The following is a 25,143-nucleotide window of genomic DNA, read 5'->3' as shown; positions in this document are numbered from 1 at the left end:
GAGCGGGCCACCTTCCATTCTCCCGCGTCCCGCAAGAGGGCCTCGGGGCCGGTGGGGTCATGGCCGGCAGGGGATCCGGTGCCGGGCGAGGTGGGCCAGGACTGAATGGTTGACCTCCCAGCCGTCCGGGAACTTCACGAGGGTGCCCAGCTGGACCGGTTCCGTGGACGGGTAGGCGTCCAGCAGCTCGCCGACGCCCGCCCGGCACACCACGATGCAGGCGTGCCGGTGCCGGGAGGCCAGTACGCACAGTCGGCCCGTCTCCAGGTGGAAGGCGGTGGCGTCGGGGCGGCCGGACAGCGGGTGCAGCACCACCGTGACGTCGAACTCCCGGCCCTGGAGCCGGTTCGCCGTGTCGACGGTGACGTCCGCCGCCCCCAGCGCGGCCAGTGCCGACCGTACCGCCGCCGCCTGGTCGCGGTGCGCGGTGCCGACGGCGATCCGGTCGGCGGTGAGCGGCACGGCCTCGGGGGACCGCTCCGAGACCGAGGCGCCCTTCCGGTCCAGCAGCCGGCGGACCACCAGCGCCACCGCCCGTACCGCCTCCGGGTCGGTGCGCGGGGTGTGCCGGGCGGGCAGCTCCAGCAGGCCCCAGCCGGACTCGGCGGCCTCGTCGATCACCCGGTCGGGCCCCGAACCGTCCGACGGGACCCCGAGCGCGAGCCGCCGGTCGCCGTGCCCGGTGCCGCTGCGGAACGGCGTGTACGGGTAGAACGCGTCCGACACCAGGGGCGCCGCCGAGGCGGGCAGCCGCCACGACACCGGCAGGCGGTGCTGCGGCAGCTCGGGATTGTGCGCGAGCAGCGTGGTCACGGCGGACGCGGACGGGTCGTACGACAGCCCCGCCCACTGCTCGCCGCCCACGATCGAGAACGGGTCCAACTGCCCCGGGTCACCCACGAACAGTGCCCGCTCGAACAGCCCGGCCACGGCGAGCAGCGCGTCCGAACGCATCTGGTACGCCTCGTCCACGATCGCGTGCGCCCATGGCTCGACGCCCTTGACGTGCGCCCACTTGGCGGCCGTCGAGACGACCACGTCGAGCCCGGCGAGGTCGGCCGCCTTCGCCGACTTGCGGACGTTGTCCAGCCCGTCGAGCGCCTTGTCGTACGGGTCGGTGTCACTGCTGTGCAGCCGGCCGACCGGCAGGGCGGGGTTCCTCTCGGCGAGCCGCAGCACCAGGTCGTCGACCTGGGCGTTGGTCTGCGCCACCACCATCAACGGGCGGCCCGCGTCGGCCAGTTCCAGCGCCGCGCGGACCACGAGGGTGGACTTGCCGGCGCCGGGCGGAGAGTCGACGACCACACCGCGGGCGGTGCCGTACAGGGTGTCGCGCAGGATCGCGTCGGTGGCACGGGTGGCGGCCGCGCCGGCGTCGAAGACGGCCTCGGCGGATGAGTGGCGGGTCACAGCACGTCCTCCTCGGTCACCGGGTCGGCGGGCTCCTGCGTGGCGGCCTCCGCGCCGGGCGGGCCGCCGTGTGTCCACGGTGTCTCCTCCGGGTCGGGCAGTTTCGCCCCGCCGCGCGGCTCGTGCTCGAACAGGGTGAAGCAGACGCGGTCGCCCTTCTCCGGCACCGAACCCGCCTCCGGCTCCTTGCCGCGGCCCATCTTGTCCATGATCCGCAGGACGAGCAGCCCGCCGGTGACCGCCCCCTCCCCGGACAGCCCCTCCCCGGCCGATCCCTCTTCGGCGCCGTCCCTCCCGTGCCTGTCGGTCTCGTCCTCGTACGCGACGAACTCGGCCGCCTGCGGTTTTCCGCCGAGCGAGCGGTACACCCGGGTCCGCGCGCCCAGGTGCGGGCGGTCGTCCGTGCGGACGGTGACCAGCGGGCGCGGGCTCGGCCGCTTACTCTCGCTGTACGCCATGACGACGTCGGTGACCTCGCCCGCGAACGCCTCCCCGGACAGCCGCCGGCCCGCCATCACCAACGGGTCGTCCAAGGCTTCCTGCGCTTCCAGCCGGGCCTGTTCCCGCTCGCGCGTGGCGAGCTTGTTGGCCGCGGTCACCGCGTCGTCGCGGCGCGGCTGCGGCGGCTCTCCGGCCAGCACCCGGTCCCGGTGGCCGGTGAACGACCAGCGGTCGCGCGTCCACCGTTCCTCGACCCGCGTGCCCTCGGGCAGCGCGCGCAGCAGGTCCAGGCCCCGCCACACCGCGTCCCAGGTGGGCCGCGTACGGCTCTCCACCAGGGAGCGGATCTCCCGCTCCGCCGCCGTCAGCGCGCCGAGCCGCTCGTCGGCCTCCAGGCCGTCCTGCGCGGCGGCGAGCGCCGTACGGGCGCGGTCGTACCGTTCGATCGCCGGGGCGAGCAGTTTGTTGTCGAACGCCGGGTCGGTCGCCGGGCCCGCGGGCGGGCACCGCAACTGCCCGTCGGCGTCCCGAGCCAGCTCCGCCTCCCGCGCGGCCTCGGCGCCCGAGCGGCCCGCGGGCGGGTCGATCCACGCGAGCAGCGCCCCCAGGTGCTGGTCCTCCAGGGTGGACTGCCCGGTAGCCCAGTGCCGGCCCAGCAGATCGGTCATGGCGGGCAGCAGCGACGACCCGGGCACCCGGGCCCGCTCCCCGAAGTGCGTCAGCCACCGTCCGAGCAACGGAACCCGGGGCGGCGCCGGGAAGGGCGCCTCCGGGTCTTGCTCCGCCGTGCGCCTGAACCGCGTGGAACGGCCGAGGAGCCGTACGAGCTCGACACCGGCCCGGCTCGGCACGATCAGCTGCGGGGCGTCCGCGCACAGTTCGACCTCGACTTTGATCCGTTTGCCGGTCTCCGGGTCGGTCTCGCTGCGTTCCGCGGCCTCCACGGCCTCGGCGCAGCCGTCGATGTAGGGCAGGACCACGTCGGCCAGTTCGGCCAGGAACGCGAACCTGAGATCACGGTCGCGCGGCTGCGGTACGGCCAGCAGCCGGGGCGCGTCCCGGTCGGTGCCCACCAGCGCGCCGAGCGGGGCGCCCGCCTCACCGGCGGTGGTCAGCGGCACGAACACCAGGGGCCGCCGGGACAGATGCCGGTGCCGGACGGTGGCGGCGGGCCGGGCACGGCCGGTGCTGACGGCCTCGAGGCGGGCGAGGGTGGTGATCAGAGACAAGGGGCCACCTCCGCGGGGGCGGTCCCCGCCACGCCGGCGAGGGCCCGCGTGCCGGCGAACGCCTCGGCTCCGGCGAGCGCCTCCGCGCGCAGTGCCGCCGCCCTGCGCAGGGCGGCGACCGTCGGATCGTCGGGGTCGCCGAGCTCACCGCGGGCCGCCGCCAGTACGTCCTCGACCGTGGTCAGGCCGCCCAGTTCGGCACGGACCGGGCGGCCCAGGGTGGTCACCGCGTCCTGTGCCCGGGAACGGTCCCGGCAGTGGAAGGCCAGTTCGCACGCGGACAGGCACTCCGGCGCGTAGCTCGCCGGGACGGACTCCACGGACGCCGTCAGCCGCTCGCGGGGCAGTTCGGGGGCGAAGCAGGTGCCGTCCGGGAGCGTGTCGGCGATGTTCTCGATGCGGGTGAGCCGGGCCAGCTGACGGGCGGTCACCGCACGTTGCTTGCGCACGTCCACCGCGGACGCGGTCGGCAGGTTGGAGAAGTCCTTGGGGCACACCAGCAGGATCCGGTGCCGCACCCGGGGAGCCCCGCCGGAGGCGTTCGGGGTGTTCGGGGCGTCCGGTGCGGTGGCGAGGCGGGCGGCGACCTCCTCCAGTGCGAGGACGTACACCGCCGCCTGCCGGGCCGCCGCGCCGACCTTCGCCGGATCGGCGGACCCGTCCAGCAGGGGGAAGGACTTGATCTCCACGACCGTCCAACTGCCGTCCGGGTGCACCACCACCGCGTCCGGCTCCAGGAAGGCCGGGGAACCGGCGACGTCCAGCGCGAGCAGCGGATGGTCGAGCAGCGTCCACTCGCCCGGCGCCAGGACGGCCTCGCCCAGCGCCAGTTCCGTACGCGCCGCACGCCCCGCGTGGCCCGCCGCGGACAGGTCGGGCACCCGGGCGGCGGCGGGCGGTTCGGCCGAGCGGTCCAGCTTCTCGTGGACCAGCCGCAGCAGCTCCGTACCGCCGTCGGCCTTGACCTTGGCCTCGAACGCGTTGCCCCGGACGAACGCGAACTGGGACTGGCCGAAGACCGACGGGGAGCCCAACGCGCCCGCGAGCGTGGCCTTGTCCACCCCCGCGCCGTCGAGGATCGCGCGCCGCTCGCAGCCCGGGTTGGCGGCCAGGGCGGCGAGGGCGCGCGCGTCCAGCGCCTTGGCCCGTACGTCCGGACCGCGCAGTTCAGCGAGCCGGTGCCGCAGCTGTCTCGGCGTCTTCCCCGTGGGCCGGAGGGGAGTCGCCCGGCTCGGTTCCGGAGGCGAACCGTGGCTCGAGCTGTCGCTGCCGCTGCCCTGGAAATTGCTCACCCGTGGAAGTCTGGCATCCGTCACTGACAATCGGGGAACCCGGGACGGAGGAGACCACCGGGGCCGGTGCGAAGCGCGGCAGCACACGGGCCCTCACCCGGTCCGTGGTGCGCAACACGACCGGTGTGAGCAGCAGTCCGGCGCCCATCACGGCGGCACCCGCGACCGCGTCGAGGAAGTAGTGGTTGGCGGTGCCCATCACCACGACGATTGTCACCAGTGGGTAGATCACAGCGGCGGTCTTCGCCGGGCGCGTACCGCCGTACCGCCACAGGATCACCCCGCACCACAGGGCCCAGCCCACGTGCAGACTCGGCATCGCCGCGTACTGGTTGGTCAGTCCGCCCAGGCCTCTGGGGGCGCTGGCCTCGCCCGCCCACCAGCCGTACGAGCTGTACTGGGCCATGGTGTCGACGAAGCCGTGGCTCGCGTCGAGCAGCCGGGGCGGGCAGGTGGGCAGCAGCGTGAAGCCGATCAGCCCGATGAACGTCGACGTCATCAGCCAGGTGCGGGCGGCGCGGTAGCGCACCGCGCGGGAGCGGAACAGCCAGACCAGGAGCACGGGCGTCACCAGGTAGTGCAGCGACGCGTACCAGAAGTCGGCCGGTATCCCCAGCCACGGCTCGCGCGTGAAGAGACGGTTCAGCGGGTGCTCGGCGTTGAGGTACAGCGCCTGCTCGATGCGCAGGATCGCCAGACCGTGGTCCACGGCGTCGGTGACATCGCCCCGGACCAACAGCCGCCCCGCGGAGTAGCAGGCGTACACGAGAAGGATCAGCGGCAGCTCGGTCCACCAGCGCAGCCGGGTCGCCGGGGCCCCTTCGGTACCCGGTGTCTCGGTGTGCGGCATCCGTTCGCCCTCTCCCTCGTTCCGATACGACGCCCCTGCGGCGGTCGGCCACTCTACGGTGTGGACGCACCCCGCGGAGGCGCCTCGGCCCTGATAGACGTCGGGATCGCCCACCGGGTTGCCCGTATCCAGGGTGCGCGATGATGAAGGGGTTCCACCTGTGATTTCTCCGGAAGGTCTCCCATGGCACCGCGCATGCTGCTGGCCCGGCACGGACAGACCGCGTGGTCGCTGTCCGGCAAGCACACCGGCAGGACCGACGTACCGCTCCTGGACGAGGGCCGCCAGGGTGCCAAGCTGCTCGGTGAGCGCCTGCACCGGCCGCCGTACGACGGGGTGCCGGGCATCGAGGTGCGCACCAGCCCGCTCTCCCGCGCACGGGAGACCTGCGAACTCGCCGGGTTCGGCGAGCGCGCGCAGCCCTGGGACACCCTCATGGAGTGGCACTATGGCGCCTACGAGGGACTGACCCCCGCGGAGATACAGGCGGACCGCCCCGGCTGGCTGATCTGGCGGGACGGTGTCCCCGAGGGGGAGACCCTCGGGGAGGTGACGGCCCGCGCGGACGAGGTCGTGGCCTGGGCGCGCTCCGCCGACCGTGACGTCCTGGTCTTCGCCCACGGGCACATCCTGCGTTCCATCGGCGCCCGCTGGCTGGGACTGCCGCTCGACTTCGCGGCCCGCATCCGCCTCAACCCGACCTCCCTGTCGGTCCTGGGCTGGGCGTACGGGGAACCGGCCGTCGAGAGCTGGAACGACCTGGGGCACCTGGCGGGCTGAACGCCTCGGGGCCGTCCGTCGTTCCCGCCGGTCGCCCGCGGGAACCGGCCACCCGCGCGGGTGCCGGTCGCCGCGCGCGTGCGGCTGCTCACACCGCGCGGGTGCCGGTCACACCGCGCGGGTGCCGGTCACACCGCGCGGGGGAGTGAGGCGTGGCGGTCCAGGAAGGCCGAGACGCCCGAGGCGTGGCGGTGCGGGAGCAGGACGCGCGCGGTGCCCGCCAGTATCGTCCGGACCCGGGACGACTGGACCTCCAGCAGCAGGTCCAGTACCCGCATCCCCGCCGCGGCCGCCTCGTCGGGGTGTCCGCCGCGCGCCAGGTCGTCCGCCAGCTCCGCCGTGTACAGCGCGATGTTGCGGGTGAAGTGCGGGTCCTGGAGCTCCGCCGCCCGCCGCGCGTGCCGGGCCGCCCGCGGCCAGTCGCCCAGGGTGGACCAGCACTGGGCCTCCAGGCCCTCCAGCTCGGCTTCCCCGTAGAAGGTCATCCACTCGGGGTCGGCAGGCGTGGTGCCGCGGTCGAAGTAGGCCTGCGCGCGGGCCAGCGCCTGCTCGCAGCCCGCCCGGTCGGCGAGCCCCGCCCAGCCGCCCGCCTCGCGCAGCGCCAGCAGCGACATCAGCCGGGGCGAGCCGAGCGGGCGCGCGGCCCGCTGCGCCGCCTGCGCCGCCCGCACCGCCTCCCGCGGCCGGCCCGCGTCGCGGGCGAGGAACGCGGTGTTGCAGAAGGCGTGCGCCTCGAGCCCTGAGTCTCCCGTCACCCGCGCGGTCGCCAGTGCCTCCGCGTAGTGCGAGCGGGCGTCGTCGAAGCGGCCCGAGTCGTGCGCCAGCCAGCCCACCGAGATGGCCAGTTCACCGGCGCCCGCGTACAGCCGGTCCGCCGTCCGCTGCCGGGTCGCGCCGGCGTCGAGCAGGGCGTAGGCGGCGCGCAGCGGTGCGGAGGCCCGTCGGTAGAGGCCGTCGGCCCCGTGCCGGTCGTCGAGCAGCCGGATGTGGCGGACGGCTTCTTCCAGGGCTCCGGCGTCGCTCGCACCGGGGCGGCGCACGGCGTGCTGTGCCGCCGAGGCGTCCGGGGCGAGCGCGAGCGGGCTCAGCGAGGCGGCGGCCACCGTGGCGCCCCCGCGGGTCATGAATGCGCGACGCAGCACGTCGCTCTCCTCGTAGTCGTGGTGCGTGTCGTACGGGTTCTGCGTGTCATAGGGCTCGGCGGCCCCGCTGCTCTCACCGGTGACGAGCGCCGGGGCCCCGGCGGGCGCCGGGGGAGTGCCCCCGGCGTCCCGCGTCCGGCGCCCGCGGACCGACGCGCGGGACGCGAAGCCCAGGTCGGTCAGCGTGCGGCCGGGGAACATGTGCAGGAACACCCGCTCATAGGCGTAGTTGGGGCAGCGGATCTCACCCGCCTCCACCCGGTGCACATACCGCGCGTCACAACTGACCCGCTCGCCGATCTCGCGAGCGGCACGGCGGACCGACGCGGCGAACTCGGCCGGCGAGCGCGGTCCGCGCAGTTGCCGGAAGACGAGATTCGGCCGCGGGGGCCGGTCGGGTGGTGACGAGGGCACCGTTGACGACGCCATGGCCGGGTCCTCTCTGCGAACCGTCGAACCATGCCGGACATCAGGGCGGTTTCTTGCGGTTCGTCATGGTGCGTCCATGTGCCGCGCGGCGCCGCTCTGGTACCGGCGGGCAAGAACGTACCCGCTGTGACGGAGCCGCCACGCAAAGTTTGGCAACAAACCGGATATCTCGTACGTGATCCGCCATGAACTGCCATTCTGTGCTATTGGGTTCCGCCGTAGCCGTTGACGGTCCGCCGCGTTGAACCGGTGGACCGGGAGACGGACCGGGAGCGCATTCGGCTCCCGGTTCCCGGCCCCGCCCGTTCGGGCGGGGCCGCAGGAGCGCGGGTGGTGGAGGCCGGACATGCGAAGGCCGGGATGTGGAGGCCGGGATGACGAACAGCCGGAGCAGTGAACCCCGGACGCCGCGCGGCGGGCCGTCGGGCGGCTGCGACGTGGTGACGGTTCCGGCCCGCCAGGGCCTGGAGGCGGTCGACATCCTCCGGCGCGGTGAGGCGGGCGACGCGGTGGGTCCCGTCCTGCACGACGACGGCGGGCGCACGCTCGGGTTCCTGGTGCCGCCGGGGACGGCCGCGGAGTGGGACGTGCCGGGCAGCACCTGCTGGGAGACCGACGGCCGTGGACCGCACCCGGCCCTCGCCCTCAAGGCCTCCGACCTCAAGGCCTCCGCACCCGAGGCCTCCGCCCCCGAGCCGCCGATGGAGGGCTCGGACTGGCTGCTGCCGCCCGAGGGCACCGACCTCGCCACCGACCCCGCGGCCCTGCGGGAGGCGCTGGGCGAGGCGCAGCGTCTGATCGACGCGGTGGACGGTTACCGGTGGGGGCCGCCGCGGGCGGGTGGTGAGCGGGCGGCCGGTGAGGGGGGCCGGTGAGGGGATGGGTGAGGGGGGCGGGCGTCGGGTGACAATGGCCCCATGGGCAGGACCAGGAACTCCGGGCGCGGGCAGGCCGCCGCCGACACCGTCGTCGAGAGCGTCGACGGGGGGCTCGCCCGGCTCGTCCCCGACCGGGAGCGGCCGAGGGCGTGGACGCTGCTGATCGACGACGCCCCGCAGTCGCACGTCGACCTGGACGACCCGGCGTACCTCTCCTTCGAGTACCAGCGGCGGCTCGGACATGTCGTCGACACCGTCGCACCGGCCGGCCGGCCCCTGCAGGCCGTGCATCTCGGCGGCGGCGCGTTCACCCTCGCCCGGTACGTCGCCGCCACCCGGCCCCGGTCCACCCAGCAGGTCGTCGAGCGGGACGCGAAGCTGGTGCAACTGGTCCGCCGGGAGCTGCCGGTCGACCCCAGGTCACGGATCAGGGTGCGCTCGGTGGACGCCAGGGAAGGGCTCGCGAAGGTACCGGACGGATGGGCCGGCCTCGTCGTCGCCGACGTGTTCAGCGGCGCCCGCACCCCCGCCCACCTGACCTCGACCGAATTCCTGGACGACGTCCGCAGAGCCCTCGCACCCGGTGGGGTCTACGCCGCCAACCTCGCCGACGGACCGCCGCTGGCCCATCTGCGCGGCCAGATCGCCACCGCCGCCGCCCGGTTCGCCGAACTCGCTCTGATCGCCGACCCGGTGGTCCTGCGCGGCAAGCGCTTCGGAAACGCCGTGCTGGTCGCCTCCGATCTGCCCCTCCCGATCGCCGAACTGACCCGCCGCGCGGCCTCCGACCCGCACCCCGGCCGTGTCCAGCACGGCCCGGAACTCAGGAACTTCGCCGGCGGAGCCGCCCCGGTCACCGACCTGGCGGCGGTCGCCTCACCCGCGCCACCGGCATCGGTGTTCCGCTGACCGCCTCGGTCCGTGCCGGTCGGTCCGTGCCGGTCGGTCCGTGCCGGTCGGTCCGTGCCGGTCGGTCCGTGCCGGTCGGTCCGTGCCGGTCGGTCCGTGCCGGTCAGCCCGTGCCGGTCGGTCTGCGCCGGTCAGTACGTGCCGATCTCCACGCGCGGCGGGCCGTCGTGCCAGGTGCAGAAGACCGACACCCGGTCCGCGCCCGACGCGAACTCCACCCGGATCCACGACTCCGTCTTCCACACCTGCATCGACCAGCCCGCCCCGGGCGTCGCCGACACCAGGGAAGCGGACGTCTCGCCGAGGTCGAAGACCGCCCGGCCGCCGGCGGTGTCGTAGGCCTTGACCTCGCCGGGGGCCGCCGGGGCCGGGTCGCCGCCGGCCGGCCCGGGGTCGGCCGGCTTCGGCTCGGGTGCGGCGGACGTCCCGCCGGGCTCCCGAGCCGACTGCCGCGACGACTCGGAGGCCTTCGCGTCCGAATCCTCGGCGTCCTTCGCGTCCTTGCCGGCGCCCTTGTCCTTCGAGCCCTCGCCGTCCTTGTCGTCCCCGGCGTCCTTCGGCGTCTCCCCGTCGGAGGGGCGCCGGGTCGAGGACGACACCGGCTTCGACTCCTGCGTCGTCGCGTCCCCGGCCGGGACGGGCAGCGCACGCGGAGGGTCGTAGGCGGTGCCCGCCATCACGGTGTGCACCCCCCACCACGACAGCGTGACCGCCGCGCCCGTGGCGAGCAGCCAGGCCAACAGGTGTACGAGTCCTCTGCGCATCGCCGGCCATACTGCCTCACCCGCCCCACGGGTGTCGCGTCCCCTCCGGGATCCGGAGTTGTCCACAGGCCGCCGCCGGCCCGCCCGGCATGGCGTACGGTGCCGCCCATGGCAAGTGTTCTCGTGGTCGAGGACGACCCGTTCGTACGCTCGGCGCTCATCCGGCAGTTGACCGATGCCGCGCACACCGTGCGCAGTGTGGGGACGGCGCTGGAGGCGCTGCGCGAGGTCGCCCATTTCCGTTTCGACGTCGTCATCCTGGACCTCGGGCTGCCCGACCTGGACGGCTCCGAGGCACTGAAGATGCTGCGCGGCATCACGGACGTGCCGGTGATCATCGCCACCGCGCGGGACGACGAGGCGGAGATCGTACGGCTGCTGAACGCCGGCGCGGACGACTACCTGACCAAGCCCTTCTCGGTGGAACACCTCTCGGCCCGCATGGCGGCCGTCCTGCGCCGGGCCCGTTCCCTCGCGGGTCAGGCCGCGCCGTCCCCGGTGATCCGGGTCGGCGGACTGACCGTCGACCCGCTGCGCCGCCAGGCCGAACTCGACGGCGTACGGCTCGACCTGACCCGGCGTGAGTTCGATCTCCTCGCCTTCCTCGCCGGGCGGCCAGGTGTCGTCGTCGCCCGCCGGGAACTCCTCGCCGAGGTGTGGCAGCAGTCGTACGGCGACGACCAGACCATCGACGTCCATCTCTCCTGGCTGCGCCGGAAACTGGGGGAGACGGCCGCCCGGCCGCGCTATCTGCACACCCTGCGGGGCGTCGGCGTGAAACTGGAGCCGCCCGCCGCTCAGGTCCCCGGAGCGGAGCAGCCGCGATGAGGTGGGCCCTGGTGAAGGTGTCCGTGGCGGTGACCGCGATGGTCGTGGTCGCCTTCGCGGTGCCGCTCGGTCTGGTCATCCGCGAGATGGCCCGCGACCGCGCCTTCTCCAACGCCGAACGGGAAGCCGCCGCGGTTGCCCCCGCGCTGTCCATCACCACCGACCGCGGCCAGCTCGAACGCGTCGTCGCCTCCGCCGGTTCCGGCGGGTCCGATGCCGGGATGGCCGTGCACATCCCCGCGGCGGACGGCGAGAAGCCCCTCGACATCGGCCGCCGGCACGCCACCGCCGAGGACATCGAGGCGGTACGGAACCTGGGGCGCGTCTCCACCTCCCCGGTGTCCGGCGGCTCCGCGCTGCTCCAGCCGGTCGCGCTCAGCAGCGGCGAGATCGCCGTGGTCGAGGTGTACGTCCCCGAGTCCGAGGTCACCAACGGGGTGGGCACGGCCTGGGCGGTGCTCGCGGCGGTCGGCGCCGCCCTCGTCCTCGGCTCGGTCGCGGTCGCCGACCGGCTGGGCGTACGGATGGTGCGGCCCGCGCAACGGCTGGTCGAGGGCGCGCACGAACTGGGGGAGGGCAAACTGGGTGCGCGGGTGCCGGAGAAGGGGCCGACCGAACTGCGGCTGGCGGCCGTGGCGTTCAACTCCATGGCCGACCAGGTCGTACAACTCCTCGCCAACGAGCGGGAACTGGCCGCCGATCTCTCCCACCGGCTGCGCACCCCGCTGACCGTGCTGCGGCTGAACGCAGCCTCGCTCGGCGACGGACCGGCCGCCGAACAGACCCGCGCGGCGGTGGAACAACTGGAGCGCGAGGTCGACATCATCATCCGCACCGCGCGGGACGCCAAACCGCAGACGGCAGCCGCCGGCCCCGGCGCCGGCTGCGACGCGGCCGAAGTGGTCCGGGAGCGGATGGTGTTCTGGTCGGCGCTCGCCGAGGACGAGGGCCGTACCTGGCGGGTGGCCGGCGCGGACACCCCCGTACGCATCCCCGTGGCCCGCGCCGATCTGGCCGCCGCCCTCGACGCCCTGCTCGGCAACGTTTTCCGGCACACCCCCGAGGGCACCGCCTTCGCGGTCGACGTGCACAACGGCGAGGACGCGGTGATCGTGCTCGTCTCCGACGCGGGTCCCGGCATACCCGACCCCCAGGCGGCGATGGCCCGCGGCCGGGGCTCCGGCAACGACGGCTCCACCGGGCTCGGCCTGGACATAGTGCGCCGTCTCGCGGAGGCCACCGGAGGGGACGTCCGCATCGGCTCGTCGATGCTCGGCGGAACCGAGGTACGGATCTGGATCCAGCTGGACGGACGCGAGGGCGCGCCCCGCGGCCGGGGCCGCGGCCACCGCGGGACCGTACGCCGCCGTCGCCCGGGGCGCCTGGTGCCGACGTTCCGGGCCTGACCCGGAGAACACACCGGCGCGCGCCCCGGCCGGTTCCCGTCCGGCCGGGGCGCGCGTCGGTCCGGGCGTCCGCCCCGGTACCTGTCCGGGCACCGCCCGGCAGGAAGACGGCCCCGGGCACGCCCCGGGCGGGGTGCGGACACCCGTGCGGGGGACCACCCGCGTGGGGCGCGGCGCTCCCCCTGAGACACCGCGCCCCCGTTCCCCCGCCCCCGTTCCCCCGCTCCCGGTTCCCCCGTGTCCCCCGTTCCCGGGAGGTTCAGATGCCGTCCGGCTCCGGCAGGGCTCCCGACCGAGCCGCCCGGCCGTACCAGAGGGCGCTGGACTTCGGGGTCCGCTGCTGGGTCGTGTAGTCGACGTACACCGCGCCGAAGCGCTTCTCGTAGCCGTAGGCCCACTCGAAGTTGTCCATCAGGGACCACAGGTAGTAGCCGCGTACGTCCGCGCCGTCGGTGATGGCCCGGCGGACCGCGGAGAGGTGGCCGTGCAGGTAGGCGACGCGCTCCGGGTCGTGCACCGCGCCGTCGGCGCCGGGCTTGTCGTCGTAGGCCGCGCCGTTCTCGGTGATGTAGAGCGGCAGGCCGGGCGCCTCGCGGGTGCAGCGCATGATCAGGTCGTACAGGCCCGTCGGGTCGACGGACCAGCCCATCGCGGTCTGCTCGCCCGGAGACTGGTGGAAGGCGACGTCGTCCGTGGCGGGCCACGGCGAGTGCTCGCTCGCCCCGTGACCGTCGGCCCGCGGACCCTTCGCGTCCGGGTCCGCCGCCGACACCAGGGTGGGCGTGTAGTAGTTGAGGCCCAGCGCGTCCAGCGGCTGGTGGATCAGTTCCAGGTCGCCGTCCTGGACGAACGACCAGTCGGTGAGCGACGAGGTCGCCTCCAGCAGCGTCTTCGGGTAGGCGCCGTGCAGGATCGGGCCGTGGAAGATGCCGCCGGACAGGTCGTCGATCTTGCGCGCCGCCGCCAGGTCCGCCGGGTCGTCCGGGGAAAGGGGCCGCACCACCGAGGTGTTGAGGCTGAGCGCGACGGAGTTACGGGCCGGCATCACCGACCGCAGCGCCTTGGTGCCCAGCCCGTGTGCCAGGTTCAGGTGGTGGGCGGCCCGCAGCGAGGCCGCCGGGTCGGTACGACCGGGCGCGTGCACGCCGGACGCGTAGCCCAGGAAGGCGCTGCACCACGGCTCGTTGAGCGTGATCCACTGCTCCACCCGGTCGCCGAGCGCCTCGCCGACGATCTGCGCGTACTCGGCGAAACGGTAGGCGGTGTCACGCTCCGGCCAGCCGCCCGCGTCCTCCAGCTCCTGCGGCAGGTCCCAGTGGTAGAGGGTGACGGCCGGCTTGATGCCGTGCTCCAGCAGCTCGTCGACCAGCTTGCGGTAGAAGTCCAGGCCGCGTTGCACGGCCGGGCCGCGGCCGGTCGGCTGCACCCGGGACCAGGAGATGGAGAAGCGGTAGGCGCCCAGGCCCAGGTCCGCCATCATCGCCACGTCGTCGCGGTAGCGGTGGTAGTGGTCGTTGGCGATGTCACCGGTGTCGCCGCCGGCGGTCTTTCCCGGCGTATGACTGAAGGTGTCCCAGATGGACGGGGTCCGTCCGTCCTCCCGCACCGCGCCCTCGATCTGATAGGCGGAGGTCGCGGAGCCCCAGAGGAAGGCGGGGGGAAAAGCCGCCGGGGTCAACGGCGTTGCGGAGTCAGACATGGAAGCGCTCCCATAGGCGGTCGTGGAGGACCTGCGAGTCGGAGTGAGCAGGGGGAAGGAGTAGCGGGGAAGAGGGGAGAGGGGGAGAGAGGGGGAGAAGAGAAGAGGAACGGACAGGGAGGAGGGGGACGGGCAGGGGCCGAGGCGCCGGTGTCCCGGCCCCTGAAAGGGATGTACGAGGAGGGGATGCGCGCGTCAGCCCTTGACCGCGCCCTGCATGATGCCGCCCACGATCTGCTTGCCGAAGATCGCGAAGACCAGCAGCAGCGGCAGCGTGCCCAGCAGCGCACCCGCCATGATCAGCGACTGGTCCGGGGTGTAACCGCGGCCGAGTCCCGCGACCGCGACCTGCACGGTCGGGTTGCCGGTCTGGGTCAGCACCAGGAACGGCCACAGGAAGTCGTTCCAGGTCTGCACGAACATCAGCATGCCGAGCACGGACATCGCCGGCCTCGCGGCCGGGAAAACCACGTGCCACACCACGCGCCAGCTGCTCGCACCGTCCACCCGGGCGGCCTCGATGACCTCGTCCGGCAGTGCCTGGAGCAGGTACTGCCGCATGAAGAACACACCGAAGGCGCTCACCAGCGACGGGAAGATGACCGCCTGCAGCTGGTCGGTCCAGTCCAGCTTGGCGACCATCATGTACAGCGGGATGATGCTGAGCTGCGGCGGAATCATCATCGTGCCGATGACGATCAGCATCGCCGCGTTGCGGCCCCTGAAGCGCAGCTTGGCGAAGGCGAATCCGGCGATCGTCGACAGGACGACGACGGTGACCGCCGAGATGCCCGCCACGATCGTGGTGTTGAGGAAGGCCTCCCCGAGGTTGGCGTCGGTCCAGGCTATCTCCAGGTTCTTGAACAGGTTCGAGCCGAACCAGAACGGCGGCGGGGTATCCGCCAGGCGCTGGTTGTCCCGGGAGGCGGCGATCGCGGTCCACACCAGCGGGAACAGCGACACGAGCGTGAACACGATCAGGATCGCGTACGCGATCGGACCGCCGTGCAGCGTTCCGCCGGCCCGCGCCGACTTCGGCAGGCGTGGGCGCTTCGGCTCCTTGGCGGGCGTGGTCTCAGGGGGCGTCACAGTCGTCGTCACGGCCACAACTCCTTAACTGCTGGCGCGCAGCCGGCGCGAGATGACGTGGTTGATGAGGCCGATGACGATCAGGATCGCGAACATCGTCCAGGCGATCGCCGAGGCACGGCCCAGGTGCTGGTTCACCCAGCCCTGCTCGTACAGGTACAGGCCGAGCGTCTGGAACTGGTGCTCCGCGCCGCCGGACGCGCCCTTGTTGGCGTCGAACAGCAGCGGCTCACCGAAGACCTGGCTGGCGCCGATCGTGGAGACCACCACCGTGAACAGGATCGTCGGGCGCAGCGAGGGCAGCGTCACGTGGATGAACTGCTGCCAGCGGTTGGCGCCGTCCAGCGCCGCCGACTCGTACAGGTCCTGCGGGATCGCCTGCATCGCGGCCAGGTAGATCAGCGCGTTGTAACCGGTCCAGCGCCAGATGATGATCGACGAGACGGCGAACTGCGAGGGCCACTTCTCGCCCTGCCAGTCGATCGGGTCGATCCCGACGAAGTCCAGCGCCCAGTTGATCATGCCGTAGTCACGCCCGAAGAGCAGCACGAACACCAGGGCGGCGGCGGCGATCGAGGTGGCGTACGGCGCGAGCATCGCGACCCGGTAGAACGTCGAGGCGCGCAGCTTGTAGTTGAGGATGTGAGCGATGCCCATCGCCATCAGCAGCTGCGGGACGGTCGAGATGACGCCGATGGTCAGGGTGTTCCGCGCCGCGTTCCAGAAGAACTCGTCGTCGAAGATCCGCGTGTAGTTGCGCAGCCCCACCCAGCTCATGTCGGTCGGGGCGGTCAGCTCCACCTGGTGCAGCGAGGCCCAGCCGGTGTAGAGCAGCGGGAACAGGCCGAAGGCGAGGAACAGCAGGAAGAACGGCGAGACGAACGCGTACGGGCTCCAGCGCATGTCGCGCTGCCAGCGGCGGGACAGCTTGGCCCGGCGCCGCTGTTCCTTGGTCTCAGGATCCGAGGATCCGGAGCTCCCGGGCGGACGGCCCGGGGCCGCGCCCCCCTTCACGGGGGGCGCGGCGGTGTGGTGGCGGGTGGCCATGCGGGTCACTTGTCCAGGTTGTTGTCGATGGTCTTGGTGGCCGTCTCCCATGCCTCTTCCGGCGACTTGCCCTTGGTCACCAAGATGACGCCGTTGTCCGTCAGACCCTGCTGGATGATCTGGTCCTTCGGGCCGATCACCTGGTCCGGGATCTGCTGGGCGGCCTCGGAGAAGATCGTGCCGACCGGCGCGTCACCGGTCATCTCGTTCTTCCCGTCCAGCACCTCGGGCAGCTTGTACGCGGCCGGGGCGCTCGGGATGCTGCCCTGCACGGCGAACAGCTTGGCCTGCTGCTCCGGCGCGGTCAGCCAGGCCGCCAGCTTCTGCGCCTCCTTCACGTTCTTGCCGCTCTTGGGCACGCCGAGGAAGGAGCCGCCCCAGTTGCCGGACCTGGGTGCGACGGCCACGTCCCACTTGCCGGCGGCGTCCGGCTGGGACTTGCCCTTGATGGTGCCGAGCATCCATGGCGGGCAGGCGACGGTGGCGAACTTGCTCTTGGCGATCGTCGTGTCCCAGGCCGGCTGGAACTGCGTCTGCGACTGGACCAGCCCCTTCAAGGCGGCCTCCGAGGTCAGGTCGAAGGCGGCCTTGACGGCGGGGTTGCTCTTGTAGATGACCTCGCCGGAGGAGTCGTAGAACTTCTCCTCCTCGCTGCTGAGGATGGCGTTGATCAGGCCACCGGGGGAGTCCATGAAGAAGGTGCTCTTGTCGGCATTCTTCTTGTACTTCTCACCGACCTCGATGAACTTCTTCCAGTCACCCGCCCACAGCTTGCTGACTTCCTCGCGGTCGGTGGGCAGACCGGCCTTCTCGAAGAGGTCCTTGCGGTAGCAGATGGCCATCGGGCCGATGTCGGTGCCCAGGCCGATCGTCTGGCCGTCCTTGGTGGTGGCCTGCTTCCACTTCCAGTCCAGCCAGTTCTCCGGCTTCACGCCCTCGACCTTGGACATGTCCATGAACCTGTCCGCCTGGGTGCCGACGACCTCGGCGATGTTGCCGACCTCGATCGCCTGGATGTCCATCAGACCGCTGTTGGTGGTGAGGTGGTTCAGCAGCGCCGGGTAGTAGTTCTCGTTCCGCTCGATGACATTCTGGGCGATCTTGATGTCCGGGTTCAGCTTCTCGTACTCGGTGTAGAGACCGGCTTCCTGGAATCCCATGGTGCCGAACAAGCCCAGCTGGATCGTGGTCTTGCCCTCGCCGCCCGACGAGGAGCCGGAGTCGCCGTCTCCGCCGTCGTCGGCACAGCCGGCCAGCAGCCCGGTGCTCAGCGCCACCGCCGCTGCGACGGCCAGCGCCTTGCGGGCGATGGGCTTCCCCCCGTTCGAGCGCTGCCGAGAGTGGGGGAGGGTACGTGCTCGCATGTGCGTCCTCCTGTTGCCCTGACGTGCCGACCCCCCGGCCAACGGCGTGGTTGGGCCCGTTTCCTGCATGCTGCGGCGCGGGTGGGGAACGTGCGGGTTGTGTATGTGTCAGGTACCGTGGGAGCGCTCCCACAAGTGATGTGTTGAAGAGTCGCGGGTCTGGGCGGGGGTGTCAAGGGACCGGACGGGGAGAACTGCGTTCAGTTATCGGGCTGTTAACTGGACGCCCGGTCCCCGCCGACGGACGGCCCGGAGCCCCGGACGGCAGCCCTGGCAGCGGTCGCCGCCGCTGACAGGGCTGTTAGATTCCAGGCCAGCGGGACATGCGACGGAAGGCGGGGCGTACATGGCAAGCCACGGAGCGCGGGGCCGCGGGGGTGGCCGCCCCACCCTCGAAGAGGTGGCGGCGCGCGCCGGTGTCGGCCGGGGCACGGTCTCCCGGGTGATCAACGGGTCACCCCGGGTGAGCGACGCCACCCGCGCCCTCGTGGAGGCCGCCGTCGCCGAGCTCGGTTACGTCCCGAACACGGCTGCCCGCGCCCTCGCCGCCAACCGCACCGACGCGATCGCGCTGGTCGTGCCCGAGCCGGAGACCCGCTTCTTCGCCGAGCCGTACTTCTCGGACATGCTGCGCGGGGTGGGGGCGGCGCTCTCCGACACCGAGATGCAGCTGCTGCTGATCTTCGCGGGCAGCGACCGGGAGCGACAGCGCCTCGCCGACTACCTGGCCGCGCACCGGGTGGACGGTGTGCTGCTGGTCTCCGTGCACGCCGACGACCCGCTGCCCGACATGCTCGCCCAGCTGGAGATCCCGGCGGTGATCAGCGGCCCCCGGTCGGCCGCGGAGACGCTGACCTCGGTCGACTCCGACAACTACGGCGGTGCCCGGCAGGCCGTCGAGCACCTCCTCGGCCGGGGCCGGCGCCGCATCGCCCACATCACCGGCCGCCTCGACGTGTACGGCGCGCAGCGGCGCGTCGACGGCTACCGCGACGCCCTGCGCGACGCGGGCCACCCCGCGGACGACCTGATGATCGAGGCGGGTGACTTCTCCGAGGAGGGCGGCCGGAGCGCGATGACGGCACTGCTGGAGCGCTGCCCGGACCTGGACGCGGTCTTCGCCGCCTCCGACGTGACCGCCGCCGGTGCCCGGCACGCGCTGCGGGAGGCGGGCCGCCGCATCCCCGACGACGTGGCCCTGGTCGGCTACGACGACTCCGCCATCGCCCGCCACATGGACCCGCCGCTGACCAGCGTGCGCCAGCCCATCGAGGAGATGGGCCGCGCGATGATCGACCTGCTCCTCGCCGAGGTCGCCGACCGTCGACCGCCCGCTTCCCGGGAACTGGACCGACGCCAGGTGGTGCTGGCCACGGAGCTGGTGGAGCGGGCCTCGTCGTAGCGGCCGACGGCTTCGGACCGGTGCCGTGACGTACGCGGCACCGGTGGCGGGGTGAGCGGCCGGCGGGGTGAGCGGCCGGCCCGCAACGCGAAAGAGGCCCCCGAGGGGGCCTCTTTCATTCAGGGTGAGTGACGGGACTTGAACCCGCGACTTCCTGGACCACAACCAGGTGCTCTACCAGCTGAGCTACACCCACCATGGCCGTCATCGGTGGAGACTGAATCTTTCCCGACCGGCCGAGAAAAAGTGTACCTGGTCCGAAGGGGTGCTCGCGCCACGGTTTCGCGGCGCCCTCCGGACGGCCCCCGAATGCGCCCGTCGTGCGCCCGGCGCGTGCCTACTGCGCAGGCAGGACGTGCTTCGCGGCGATCTTCTTCGCGGTGTCCGAGTCGGGGCCCGGCTGCGGTACGAAGACGGCCTCGCGGTAGTAGCGCAGCTCCGCGATGGATTCGCGGATGTCGGCCAGCGCGCGGTGGTTGCCGCTCTTCTCGGGGCTGTTGAAGTACGCCCTCGGGTACCAGCGGCGCGCCAGCTCCTTGACGCTGGACACGTCGACGATGCGGTAGTGCAGGTAGTCCTCGAGCGTCGGCATGTCCCGCAGCAGGAATCCGCGGTCCGTGCCGACGGAGTTGCCGCACAGGGGGGCCTTGCCGGGCTCCTTGACGTGCTCCCTCACATACGCGAGGACGCGCTGCTCGGCGTCCTCCAGTGTGGTGCCGTCCGCCAGCTCGTCGAGCAGTCCGGACGCGGTGTGCATCTGACGCACCACCTCCGGCATCGTCTCCAGTGCCCCGTCCGGCGGGCGGATGACGATGTCGACACCGTCACCGAGCACGTTCAGCTCGGAGTCGGTGACGAGGGCGGCCACCTCGATGAGCGCGTCGTCGGACAGCGAGAGGCCGGTCATCTCGCAGTCGATCCACACCATGCGATCGTTCATATGTCTTACCTTACGGGGCGCAGGAGCACAGGGGGCCGGGCGGGGACCGGGGTGTACGGCGCGGACGGGGAGAGGGCGGGAAGGGGCGGCAGGGGGTGCGGGGCGGGGCGGCGGCAGCACTGCGGGCCGGAGGATTCCGCCTCCGGCCCGCAGTGCCGACTGTCGCCTGCCGCGGGCCCTGCTCGGACCCGCCCGTCCTGCACGCTCGTCTCAGGTCCGCCTCACGGCGCGCTGCGCTGGCCCGGCACGCTCGCCCGGGCCTGGGCGTACGCCTCGCGGGCCTCACGGCCCGGGTCGGCCGAGGACGCCGAAGGCGGCCCGCCCAGGGCGCTCGCGGCCGCCGCACGCCGGGACTGGTGCGGCACCGGGCTGTCCGGATGCAGCGCGGCGGGCGCCTGGCCGGGGTGGCCCGTATGCCCGTGCTGGTGCGCCGGTCCGGACGGGACGGCTCCCGGGGTGTTCAGGAGGCCGTCGGAGCCCTGGTGCCGTTCCGCCTGGGGGCGCCGTGCGCGGTACGCGGCCCGGTAGGCGGCCGGGGACGAACCCAGTTGGCGCCGGAAGTGGCCCCGCAGCGCGACCGGTGAGCGGAAGCCGCAGCGGCCCGCGACCTCGTCCACGGAGTAGTCCGACGTCTCCAGCAGGCGCTGTGCCTGCAGCACCCGCTGCGTGATCAGCCACTGCAGCGGCGCGCTGCCGGTCAGCGAGCGGAAGCGGCGGTCGAACGTACGACGGCTCATGTACGCGCGTGCCGCCAGCGTCTCCACGTCGAACTGCTCGTGGAGGTGCTCCAGTGCCCAGGCGACGACCTCGGCGAGCGGGTCGGCGCCGATCTCCTCGGGTAAAGACCTGTCCAGGTAGCGTTCCTGACCCCCCGCCCGGCGCGGCGGGACGACGAGACGCCGGGCGAGTGCCCCCGCCGCCTCGTTGCCGTGATCCGTGCGCACGATGTGCAGGCACAGATCGATTCCGGCCGCCGTACCGGCGGAGGTCAGCACGTCGCCGTCGTCCACGAAGAGTTCGCGCGGATCGACGTGCACCGACGGATAGCGTTTCGCCAGCGTCGGCGCGTACATCCAGTGGGTCGTCGCCGGACGGCCGTCCAGCAGGCCGGCCGCCGCGAGCACGAAGGCTCCGGTGCACAGCCCGATGATGCGGGCGCCCTCCTCATGGGCCCGGCGCAGCGCCTCGAGTGATTCCTCCGGTGGTGGCGAGGTGATCGAACGCCAGGCGGGCACGACAACGGTGCCCGCCCGCGCGATCGCCTCCAGGCCGTGCGGCGCGGTGAGTTCGAGACCCCCCGTGGTGCGCAGCGGGCCCTCCTCGCCGGCACTCACCAGCAGGCGGTAGCGCGGCACGCCGGCGTCCTGGCGGTCGATGCCGAACACCGACAACGGTATGGAACTCTCGAAGATGGGGCCGCCGCTGAACAGCAGCACCGCGACGATCTCCTTGCGGCGTCGCCCGGTGAGTTTCCGGGCCGCGACTTCCGGCGCGGCAGTGGAGTCGTGGCTCATACTGCTAAGCCCCCCTCGGTGGTCGCGGCTCCTCGGTTGTGTCGCACCTGCACGTTTCCCCTCGGTCCTGCACGAGTCCCCCGCCGTAAGACAGTCAAGATCGAATCTACTGTGTCCCGCCTTGCCCGGGTGGCCAGTTCGGCCCCCGGCGGATTGTCGACTTGGCAACTTGGCGTGAAGCATTCGATCACGAAGGGTTGCACTCGTGGGGCGTGCAGGGAAGTGCGCCTTGTCGCGGTGGCCAATCCCCATAGGGTGTGCGGGGCCCTCCGGACCCTGTCCGTGCAGGTCGAACGGGGGTTGGGGGGTGGTCGCACCAGTCGATGCGCAGGTTAGGGAAGTTGGCTGAAAACATACGGCCGCGTGCGCGGAAACCGGTCAGGCGACCGGTGTCTCTCCGCCAGGTCGCGGACCGGTCCGACGCGTCCGTTCCGAGGCCCGTCGCGGGCCGGCGGGAGGAGTGGGGCGGGGTCGGCCCGGCGGGCCCGCTCCGGGTCGGCTCCGGGTCGGCTCAGGGCCCGCTCCGGGTCCGCTTCGACTCCGGTCGTGGCGGGCGCTTCGCGCGGCGCGGCGCACGGGGGTTTCAGTGTGCGGGCGGGCGTCGGTCACCGTGCCCGCGGCGTCGGCGCTCCCGGCGCGCCCCACTCTCGCGGCTGGGCCTGCCCTGTGCAAACCGCCTGTACAACGCAGCGACCATTGCGTGACGGGTGTCCCCTCGGGCATGCTCCGGGATACCCGTCGGCCAGCGTGGGCGGGATCTGCGTGAAGGAGGAGTGCCGCCGTACCCTTGGGGGTATGGGGTTGGGAAGATGATTCCCGGACACAGCTCCGACGCAGCCTGTCGTCCCTCACAACAAGGATCACAACGCCGAGACAGCCATGGCCGGTCACGAATTCTTCGAACCCGCGGACCGCAAGCGACCCCTCGTCGACCCCGCGGCGGCAGAGCCGCTGGGCGCCGAGCCCTTGGGCGCGGCTCAGTCGCGCCACCCTTGTGATCCGGCGTTCCGGCACGGCGTCGTCGTCGGCTTCGACGGGTCCACCTCCAGTGAGCGCGCCCTCGCGTACGCGATCGGCATGGCCCGGCGCTTCGGTTCCGCGCTGATCATCGTCCATGTCGCCAACCGGCTCCCGACCACGGTGTGGGCGGGCTGTGAGCCCCCGGTCTTCGTCGACGTCCCGGACCATCGCACCGAGGTCCTCGGTCTCGAACTGGCCTGCGCCGACTACCTCACCGAGGTGCCCTGGATCCTGGTCGAGCGCGGCGGCGACATCTGTCACGAACTCGAGGAGGTCGGCCGGGAGTACGAGGCCGACGCGATCGTCGTCGGCTCCACCCACGGTCTCGTCGGCCGGCTCTTCGGCTCCGTCGCGGGCCGGCTCGCCAAGCGGGCCCAGCGCCCGGTCGTGGTCATTCCCTGACGCGTCGGCCGGCCGGCGACCGGACCGCGGCCGACGGGGACCGGACCGCGGCCGACGGGGACCGGCGTGACGGGGGCCGGAGTGAAGGACCGCGCGTGGGCGGGGCGGGGTCCCTGCCCCGCCCACGCGGGCGTCCGGAGGCCTTCGGGGGCGGTCGCCCGACTGCTCGGCCGGCTGCTCGCCCGACTACTCGACGGTGACCGACTTGGCGAGGTTGCGGGGCTTGTCGATGTCCCGGCCCAGGGCCAACGCCGTGTGATAGGCGAGGAGTTGGAGCGGGATGCCCATGAGGATGGGGTCCAGCTCGTTCTCGTTCTTCGGGACGACGATCGTGTGGTCGGCCTTCTCCTGCTCCCGGTGGGCGACGGCCATGATCGGGCCGCTGCGGGCCTTGATCTCCTCCAGCGCCGCGCGGTTCTTCTCCAGCAGGTCGTCGTCGGGGACGATCGCGACCGTGGGCAGCGCGGGCTCGATCAGGGCCAGCGGGCCGTGCTTGAGCTCGGACGCCGGGTAGGCCTCCGCGTGGATGTAGGAGACCTCCTTCAGCTTCAGCGACGCCTCACGGGCCACCGGGTAGCCCCGGACGCGGCCGATGAAGAGCATCGAGCGGGCCTCGGCGTACTGCAGGGCCAGCTTCCTGATCTCCTCCTCCCGTTCCAGGATCTCGGTGATCTGCCCCGGGAGCCTGCGCAGTCCCTCGATGATCCGCTTGCCGTCGCTCACGGACAGGTCGCGGGTGCGGCCCAGGTGCAGGGCGAGGAGGGCGAAGGCGACGGTGGTGTTGGTGAAGCACTTGGTGGACACCACGCACACCTCGGGCCCGGCGTGCACGTACATGCCGCCGTTCGCCTCGCGGGCGATCGCCGAACCGACGACGTTCACCACGCCCAGCACCCGGGCGCCCTTGCGCTTCAGTTCCTGCACCGCCGCCAGCACGTCGTACGTCTCACCGGACTGGGACACCGCGACGTACAGGGTGTCGGGGTCGACGACCGCGTTGCGGTAACGGAACTCGGAGGCCGGCTCGGCGTCGGCGGGGATGCGGGCCAGCTCCTCGATCATCTGGGCGCCGATCATGCCCGCGTGGTACGAGGTGCCGCAGCCGAGGATCTTCACCCGGCGGATCCGGCGGGCCTCCCGCGCGTCCAGGTTCAGGCCGCCGAGGCGCACGGTGGAGAACCGGTCGTCGATCCGGCCCCGCAGCACCCGGTCCACGGCCTCGGCCTGCTCGTGGATCTCCTTGTGCATGTAGGTCTCGTGGCCGCCCATGTCGTAGGAGGCCGCCTCCCACTCCACGGTGGTCGGCTCGGCCGTCGTGCGGGTGCCCTCGGTGGTGTACGTACGGAAGTCGTCGGCCTTGAGGGTGGCCATCTCGCCGTCGTCGAGGGTGACGATCTGCCGGGTGTGGGTGACCAGGGCGGCTATGTCCGAGGCGACGAACATCTCCTTCTCGCCGATGCCGAGCACCACGGGCGAGCCGTTGCGGGCCACCACGATGCGGTCCGGGAAGTCGGCGTGCAGCACGGCGATGCCGTAGGTGCCCTCGATGATCCGCACCGTCTCGCGGACCTTGTCCTCCAGCTTGAGGGCCTGCGAGCGGGCGATCAGGTGGGTGAGGACCTCGGTGTCCGTCTCGGAGAGGAACTCGACGCCCTCCGCCTCCAGCTTGCGGCGCAGCTCACCGGCGTTGTCGATGATGCCGTTGTGGACGACCGCGACCTTGCCCTCGGCGTCCAGGTGCGGATGCGCGTTCACGTCGGACGGGGCGCCGTGGGTGGCCCAGCGGGTGTGGGCGATGCCCGTGGTGCCCTTGAAGCGGGCCGGGACCTTCGCCTCCAGGTCGCGCACCCGGCCCTTGGCCTTGACCGTTTTCAGACCGGCGGCCTTCGGGGACGTGACGGCGATGCCCGCCGAGTCGTAGCCCCGGTACTCCAGCCGCTGCAGACCTTCGAGCAGCAGAGGGGCGACCTCACGCCTGCCGATGTATCCGACGATTCCGCACATATGTGGTGTTTCCCTAGCCGTAGACGATGCGCCGCAGCTGCCGGAGCGAGAGCTCGGGCGGGGCCACGGTGCGGTATCTGAGATCCGCCTCGATCCGTTCGAAGATCGTCGCGTTCACCAGGCCCTGGGCCTGGAGTTCGCGGTGGCGGCGACGGACGAAATCCTCGGTCGTCTCATCGAAGTAGGCGAGCACGTCCTGGACCACACGCAGCGCCTCGCCCCGGCTGAGGGGCGAGGACCGCGTCAGGTGATCAACAAGTTCGTCGTGCACTCGACGATCCTGAGGTAAGGGAGGGGTTCACGC

At 72.5% G+C, this 25,143-nt stretch carries 21 protein-coding genes and 1 tRNA gene; 7 read left to right on the top strand and 15 right to left on the bottom strand.

Annotated elements, in window-relative coordinates; translation table 11 throughout:
* Positions 1–57 precede the first annotated feature (57 nt).
* Genes V4Y04_RS13235 through V4Y04_RS13220 form a run of 4 tightly spaced genes read right to left on the bottom strand, consistent with a single transcriptional unit; the run spans position 58 to position 5,222 of the window.
* Positions 58–1,410: an AAA domain-containing protein gene (locus tag V4Y04_RS13235; RefSeq protein WP_332427921.1), complete on the bottom strand. Its 1,353-nt coding sequence runs from the start codon at positions 1,408–1,410 to the stop codon at positions 58–60.
* Positions 1,407–3,080, bottom strand: coding sequence for a hypothetical protein (locus V4Y04_RS13230; protein ID WP_332427919.1), 1,674 nt, complete (start codon positions 3,078–3,080; stop codon positions 1,407–1,409). Before V4Y04_RS13230 ends, V4Y04_RS13235 begins: the two co-directional genes overlap by 4 nt.
* On the bottom strand, positions 3,071–4,267 hold the full coding sequence (locus V4Y04_RS13225) for a hypothetical protein (protein WP_332432821.1): 1,197 nt from the start codon (positions 4,265–4,267) through the stop codon (positions 3,071–3,073). Before V4Y04_RS13225 ends, V4Y04_RS13230 begins: the two co-directional genes overlap by 10 nt.
* Positions 4,248–5,222, bottom strand: a complete 975-nt coding sequence (locus tag V4Y04_RS13220; protein ID WP_332427917.1) for a phosphatase PAP2 family protein — start codon at positions 5,220–5,222, stop codon at positions 4,248–4,250. The genes V4Y04_RS13225 and V4Y04_RS13220 overlap by 20 nt, the downstream gene beginning before the upstream one ends.
* A gap of 183 nt (positions 5,223–5,405) precedes the next feature.
* Here V4Y04_RS13220 and V4Y04_RS13215 point away from each other — a divergent pair, with 183 nt between their 5' ends.
* Entirely contained in the window at positions 5,406–6,002 is a 597-nt protein-coding gene (locus V4Y04_RS13215; RefSeq protein ID WP_332427916.1) for a histidine phosphatase family protein, read from the top strand.
* A gap of 128 nt (positions 6,003–6,130) precedes the next feature.
* Here V4Y04_RS13215 and V4Y04_RS13210 read toward each other — a convergent pair whose 3' ends face one another.
* On the bottom strand, positions 6,131–7,573 hold the full coding sequence (locus V4Y04_RS13210; protein ID WP_332427915.1) for a tetratricopeptide repeat protein: 1,443 nt from the start codon (positions 7,571–7,573) through the stop codon (positions 6,131–6,133).
* Between the two features lie 374 nt (positions 7,574–7,947).
* Here V4Y04_RS13210 and V4Y04_RS13205 point away from each other — a divergent pair, with 374 nt between their 5' ends.
* Both V4Y04_RS13205 and V4Y04_RS13200 read left to right on the top strand, forming a co-directional pair.
* Positions 7,948–8,448, top strand: a complete 501-nt coding sequence (locus V4Y04_RS13205; RefSeq protein ID WP_332427914.1) for a hypothetical protein — start codon at positions 7,948–7,950, stop codon at positions 8,446–8,448.
* Between the two features lie 42 nt (positions 8,449–8,490).
* Complete coding sequence (locus V4Y04_RS13200) at positions 8,491–9,360, top strand: spermidine synthase (RefSeq protein WP_332427911.1); 870 nt, start codon at positions 8,491–8,493, stop codon at positions 9,358–9,360.
* A gap of 131 nt (positions 9,361–9,491) precedes the next feature.
* On the opposite strand, the gene V4Y04_RS13195 is transcribed toward V4Y04_RS13200, so the two are convergent.
* Entirely contained in the window at positions 9,492–10,124 is a 633-nt protein-coding gene (locus tag V4Y04_RS13195) for a hypothetical protein (protein WP_332427910.1), read from the bottom strand.
* 108 nt (positions 10,125–10,232) lie between these two features.
* On the opposite strand from V4Y04_RS13195, the gene V4Y04_RS13190 reads away from it, so the two are divergent.
* Positions 10,233–10,952: a response regulator transcription factor gene (locus tag V4Y04_RS13190; RefSeq protein WP_332427908.1), complete on the top strand. Its 720-nt coding sequence runs from the start codon at positions 10,233–10,235 to the stop codon at positions 10,950–10,952.
* Complete coding sequence (locus tag V4Y04_RS13185; RefSeq protein ID WP_332427907.1) at positions 10,949–12,358, top strand: sensor histidine kinase; 1,410 nt, start codon at positions 10,949–10,951, stop codon at positions 12,356–12,358. Before V4Y04_RS13190 ends, V4Y04_RS13185 begins: the two co-directional genes overlap by 4 nt.
* Positions 12,359–12,617: 259 nt before the next feature.
* Here V4Y04_RS13185 and V4Y04_RS13180 read toward each other — a convergent pair whose 3' ends face one another.
* The 4 genes from V4Y04_RS13180 to V4Y04_RS13165 form a co-directional block, all read right to left on the bottom strand.
* On the bottom strand, positions 12,618–14,057 hold the full coding sequence (locus tag V4Y04_RS13180) for a GH1 family beta-glucosidase (protein ID WP_332427905.1): 1,440 nt from the start codon (positions 14,055–14,057) through the stop codon (positions 12,618–12,620).
* 195 nt (positions 14,058–14,252) lie between these two features.
* A complete protein-coding gene (locus V4Y04_RS13175) occupies positions 14,253–15,158 on the bottom strand; it encodes a carbohydrate ABC transporter permease (protein WP_332427904.1) in 906 nt (301 codons plus the stop codon).
* A gap of 12 nt (positions 15,159–15,170) precedes the next feature.
* Positions 15,171–16,193: a carbohydrate ABC transporter permease gene (locus V4Y04_RS13170; protein WP_332432820.1), complete on the bottom strand. Its 1,023-nt coding sequence runs from the start codon at positions 16,191–16,193 to the stop codon at positions 15,171–15,173.
* Positions 16,194–16,198: 5 nt separating this feature from the next.
* Positions 16,199–17,557 carry an ABC transporter substrate-binding protein gene (locus V4Y04_RS13165; protein ID WP_332427902.1) on the bottom strand — a complete coding sequence of 453 codons (1,359 nt, stop codon included), beginning with the start codon at positions 17,555–17,557 and terminating at the stop codon, positions 16,199–16,201.
* A gap of 346 nt (positions 17,558–17,903) precedes the next feature.
* Here V4Y04_RS13165 and V4Y04_RS13160 point away from each other — a divergent pair, with 346 nt between their 5' ends.
* A complete protein-coding gene (locus tag V4Y04_RS13160; RefSeq protein WP_332427900.1) occupies positions 17,904–18,959 on the top strand; it encodes a LacI family DNA-binding transcriptional regulator in 1,056 nt (351 codons plus the stop codon).
* Between the two features lie 123 nt (positions 18,960–19,082).
* On the opposite strand, the gene V4Y04_RS13155 is transcribed toward V4Y04_RS13160, so the two are convergent.
* From V4Y04_RS13155 to V4Y04_RS13145, 3 genes are all read right to left on the bottom strand, one after another.
* Positions 19,083–19,155, bottom strand: a tRNA-His gene (locus tag V4Y04_RS13155).
* A gap of 141 nt (positions 19,156–19,296) precedes the next feature.
* On the bottom strand, positions 19,297–19,899 hold the full coding sequence (orn, locus tag V4Y04_RS13150; RefSeq protein ID WP_332427898.1) for an oligoribonuclease: 603 nt from the start codon (positions 19,897–19,899) through the stop codon (positions 19,297–19,299).
* Between the two features lie 221 nt (positions 19,900–20,120).
* The gene (locus V4Y04_RS13145; RefSeq protein WP_332427896.1) at positions 20,121–21,413 is read right to left on the bottom strand and encodes a helix-turn-helix domain-containing protein; all 1,293 of its coding nucleotides are present in this window, start codon (positions 21,411–21,413) and stop codon (positions 20,121–20,123) included.
* A gap of 879 nt (positions 21,414–22,292) precedes the next feature.
* Here V4Y04_RS13145 and V4Y04_RS13140 point away from each other — a divergent pair.
* A complete protein-coding gene (locus V4Y04_RS13140; protein WP_332427894.1) occupies positions 22,293–22,835 on the top strand; it encodes a universal stress protein in 543 nt (180 codons plus the stop codon).
* 186 nt (positions 22,836–23,021) lie between these two features.
* Here the strand turns inward: V4Y04_RS13140 and glmS are convergent, their stop codons facing one another.
* Positions 23,022–24,839: a glutamine--fructose-6-phosphate transaminase (isomerizing) gene (gene glmS, locus V4Y04_RS13135; protein WP_332427892.1), complete on the bottom strand. Its 1,818-nt coding sequence runs from the start codon at positions 24,837–24,839 to the stop codon at positions 23,022–23,024.
* Between the two features lie 13 nt (positions 24,840–24,852).
* Positions 24,853–25,110 (bottom strand): hypothetical protein, encoded by a 258-nt coding sequence (locus V4Y04_RS13130; protein WP_332427890.1) that lies wholly within the window; start codon positions 25,108–25,110, stop codon positions 24,853–24,855.
* Positions 25,111–25,143 lie beyond the last annotated feature (33 nt).

Origin of the sequence: Streptomyces sp. P9-A2 (genome assembly GCF_036634175.1) — a bacterium.
GTDB classification, from domain to species: domain Bacteria; phylum Actinomycetota; class Actinomycetes; order Streptomycetales; family Streptomycetaceae; genus Streptomyces; species Streptomyces pratens.
This window is presented reverse-complemented; position numbering and strand designations above follow the sequence as displayed.

Bases quoted from the DNA above. Each gene is read 5' to 3' on its own strand.
- V4Y04_RS13210 (WP_332427915.1), bottom strand. From the start codon at position 7,573: ATGGCGTCGTCAACGGTGCCCTCGTCACCACCCGACCGGCCCCCGCGG.
- V4Y04_RS13190 (WP_332427908.1), top strand. From the start codon at position 10,233: ATGGCAAGTGTTCTCGTGGTCGAGGACGACCCGTTCGTACGCTCGGCG.
- glmS (WP_332427892.1), bottom strand. From the start codon at position 24,839: ATGTGCGGAATCGTCGGATACATCGGCAGGCGTGAGGTCGCCCCTCTG.
- V4Y04_RS13220 (WP_332427917.1), bottom strand. From the start codon at position 5,222: ATGCCGCACACCGAGACACCGGGTACCGAAGGGGCCCCGGCGACCCGG.
- V4Y04_RS13215 (WP_332427916.1), top strand. From the start codon at position 5,406: ATGGCACCGCGCATGCTGCTGGCCCGGCACGGACAGACCGCGTGGTCG.
- V4Y04_RS13180 (WP_332427905.1), bottom strand. From the start codon at position 14,057: ATGTCTGACTCCGCAACGCCGTTGACCCCGGCGGCTTTTCCCCCCGCC.
- V4Y04_RS13145 (WP_332427896.1), bottom strand. From the start codon at position 21,413: ATGAGCCACGACTCCACTGCCGCGCCGGAAGTCGCGGCCCGGAAACTC.
- V4Y04_RS13160 (WP_332427900.1), top strand. From the start codon at position 17,904: ATGGCAAGCCACGGAGCGCGGGGCCGCGGGGGTGGCCGCCCCACCCTC.
- V4Y04_RS13195 (WP_332427910.1), bottom strand. From the start codon at position 10,124: ATGCGCAGAGGACTCGTACACCTGTTGGCCTGGCTGCTCGCCACGGGC.
- V4Y04_RS13165 (WP_332427902.1), bottom strand. From the start codon at position 17,557: ATGCGAGCACGTACCCTCCCCCACTCTCGGCAGCGCTCGAACGGGGGG.
- V4Y04_RS13205 (WP_332427914.1), top strand. From the start codon at position 7,948: ATGACGAACAGCCGGAGCAGTGAACCCCGGACGCCGCGCGGCGGGCCG.
- V4Y04_RS13140 (WP_332427894.1), top strand. From the start codon at position 22,293: ATGGCCGGTCACGAATTCTTCGAACCCGCGGACCGCAAGCGACCCCTC.
- V4Y04_RS13200 (WP_332427911.1), top strand. From the start codon at position 8,491: ATGGGCAGGACCAGGAACTCCGGGCGCGGGCAGGCCGCCGCCGACACC.
- V4Y04_RS13185 (WP_332427907.1), top strand. From the start codon at position 10,949: ATGAGGTGGGCCCTGGTGAAGGTGTCCGTGGCGGTGACCGCGATGGTC.
- orn (WP_332427898.1), bottom strand. From the start codon at position 19,899: ATGAACGATCGCATGGTGTGGATCGACTGCGAGATGACCGGCCTCTCG.
- V4Y04_RS13170 (WP_332432820.1), bottom strand. From the start codon at position 16,193: ATGGCCACCCGCCACCACACCGCCGCGCCCCCCGTGAAGGGGGGCGCG.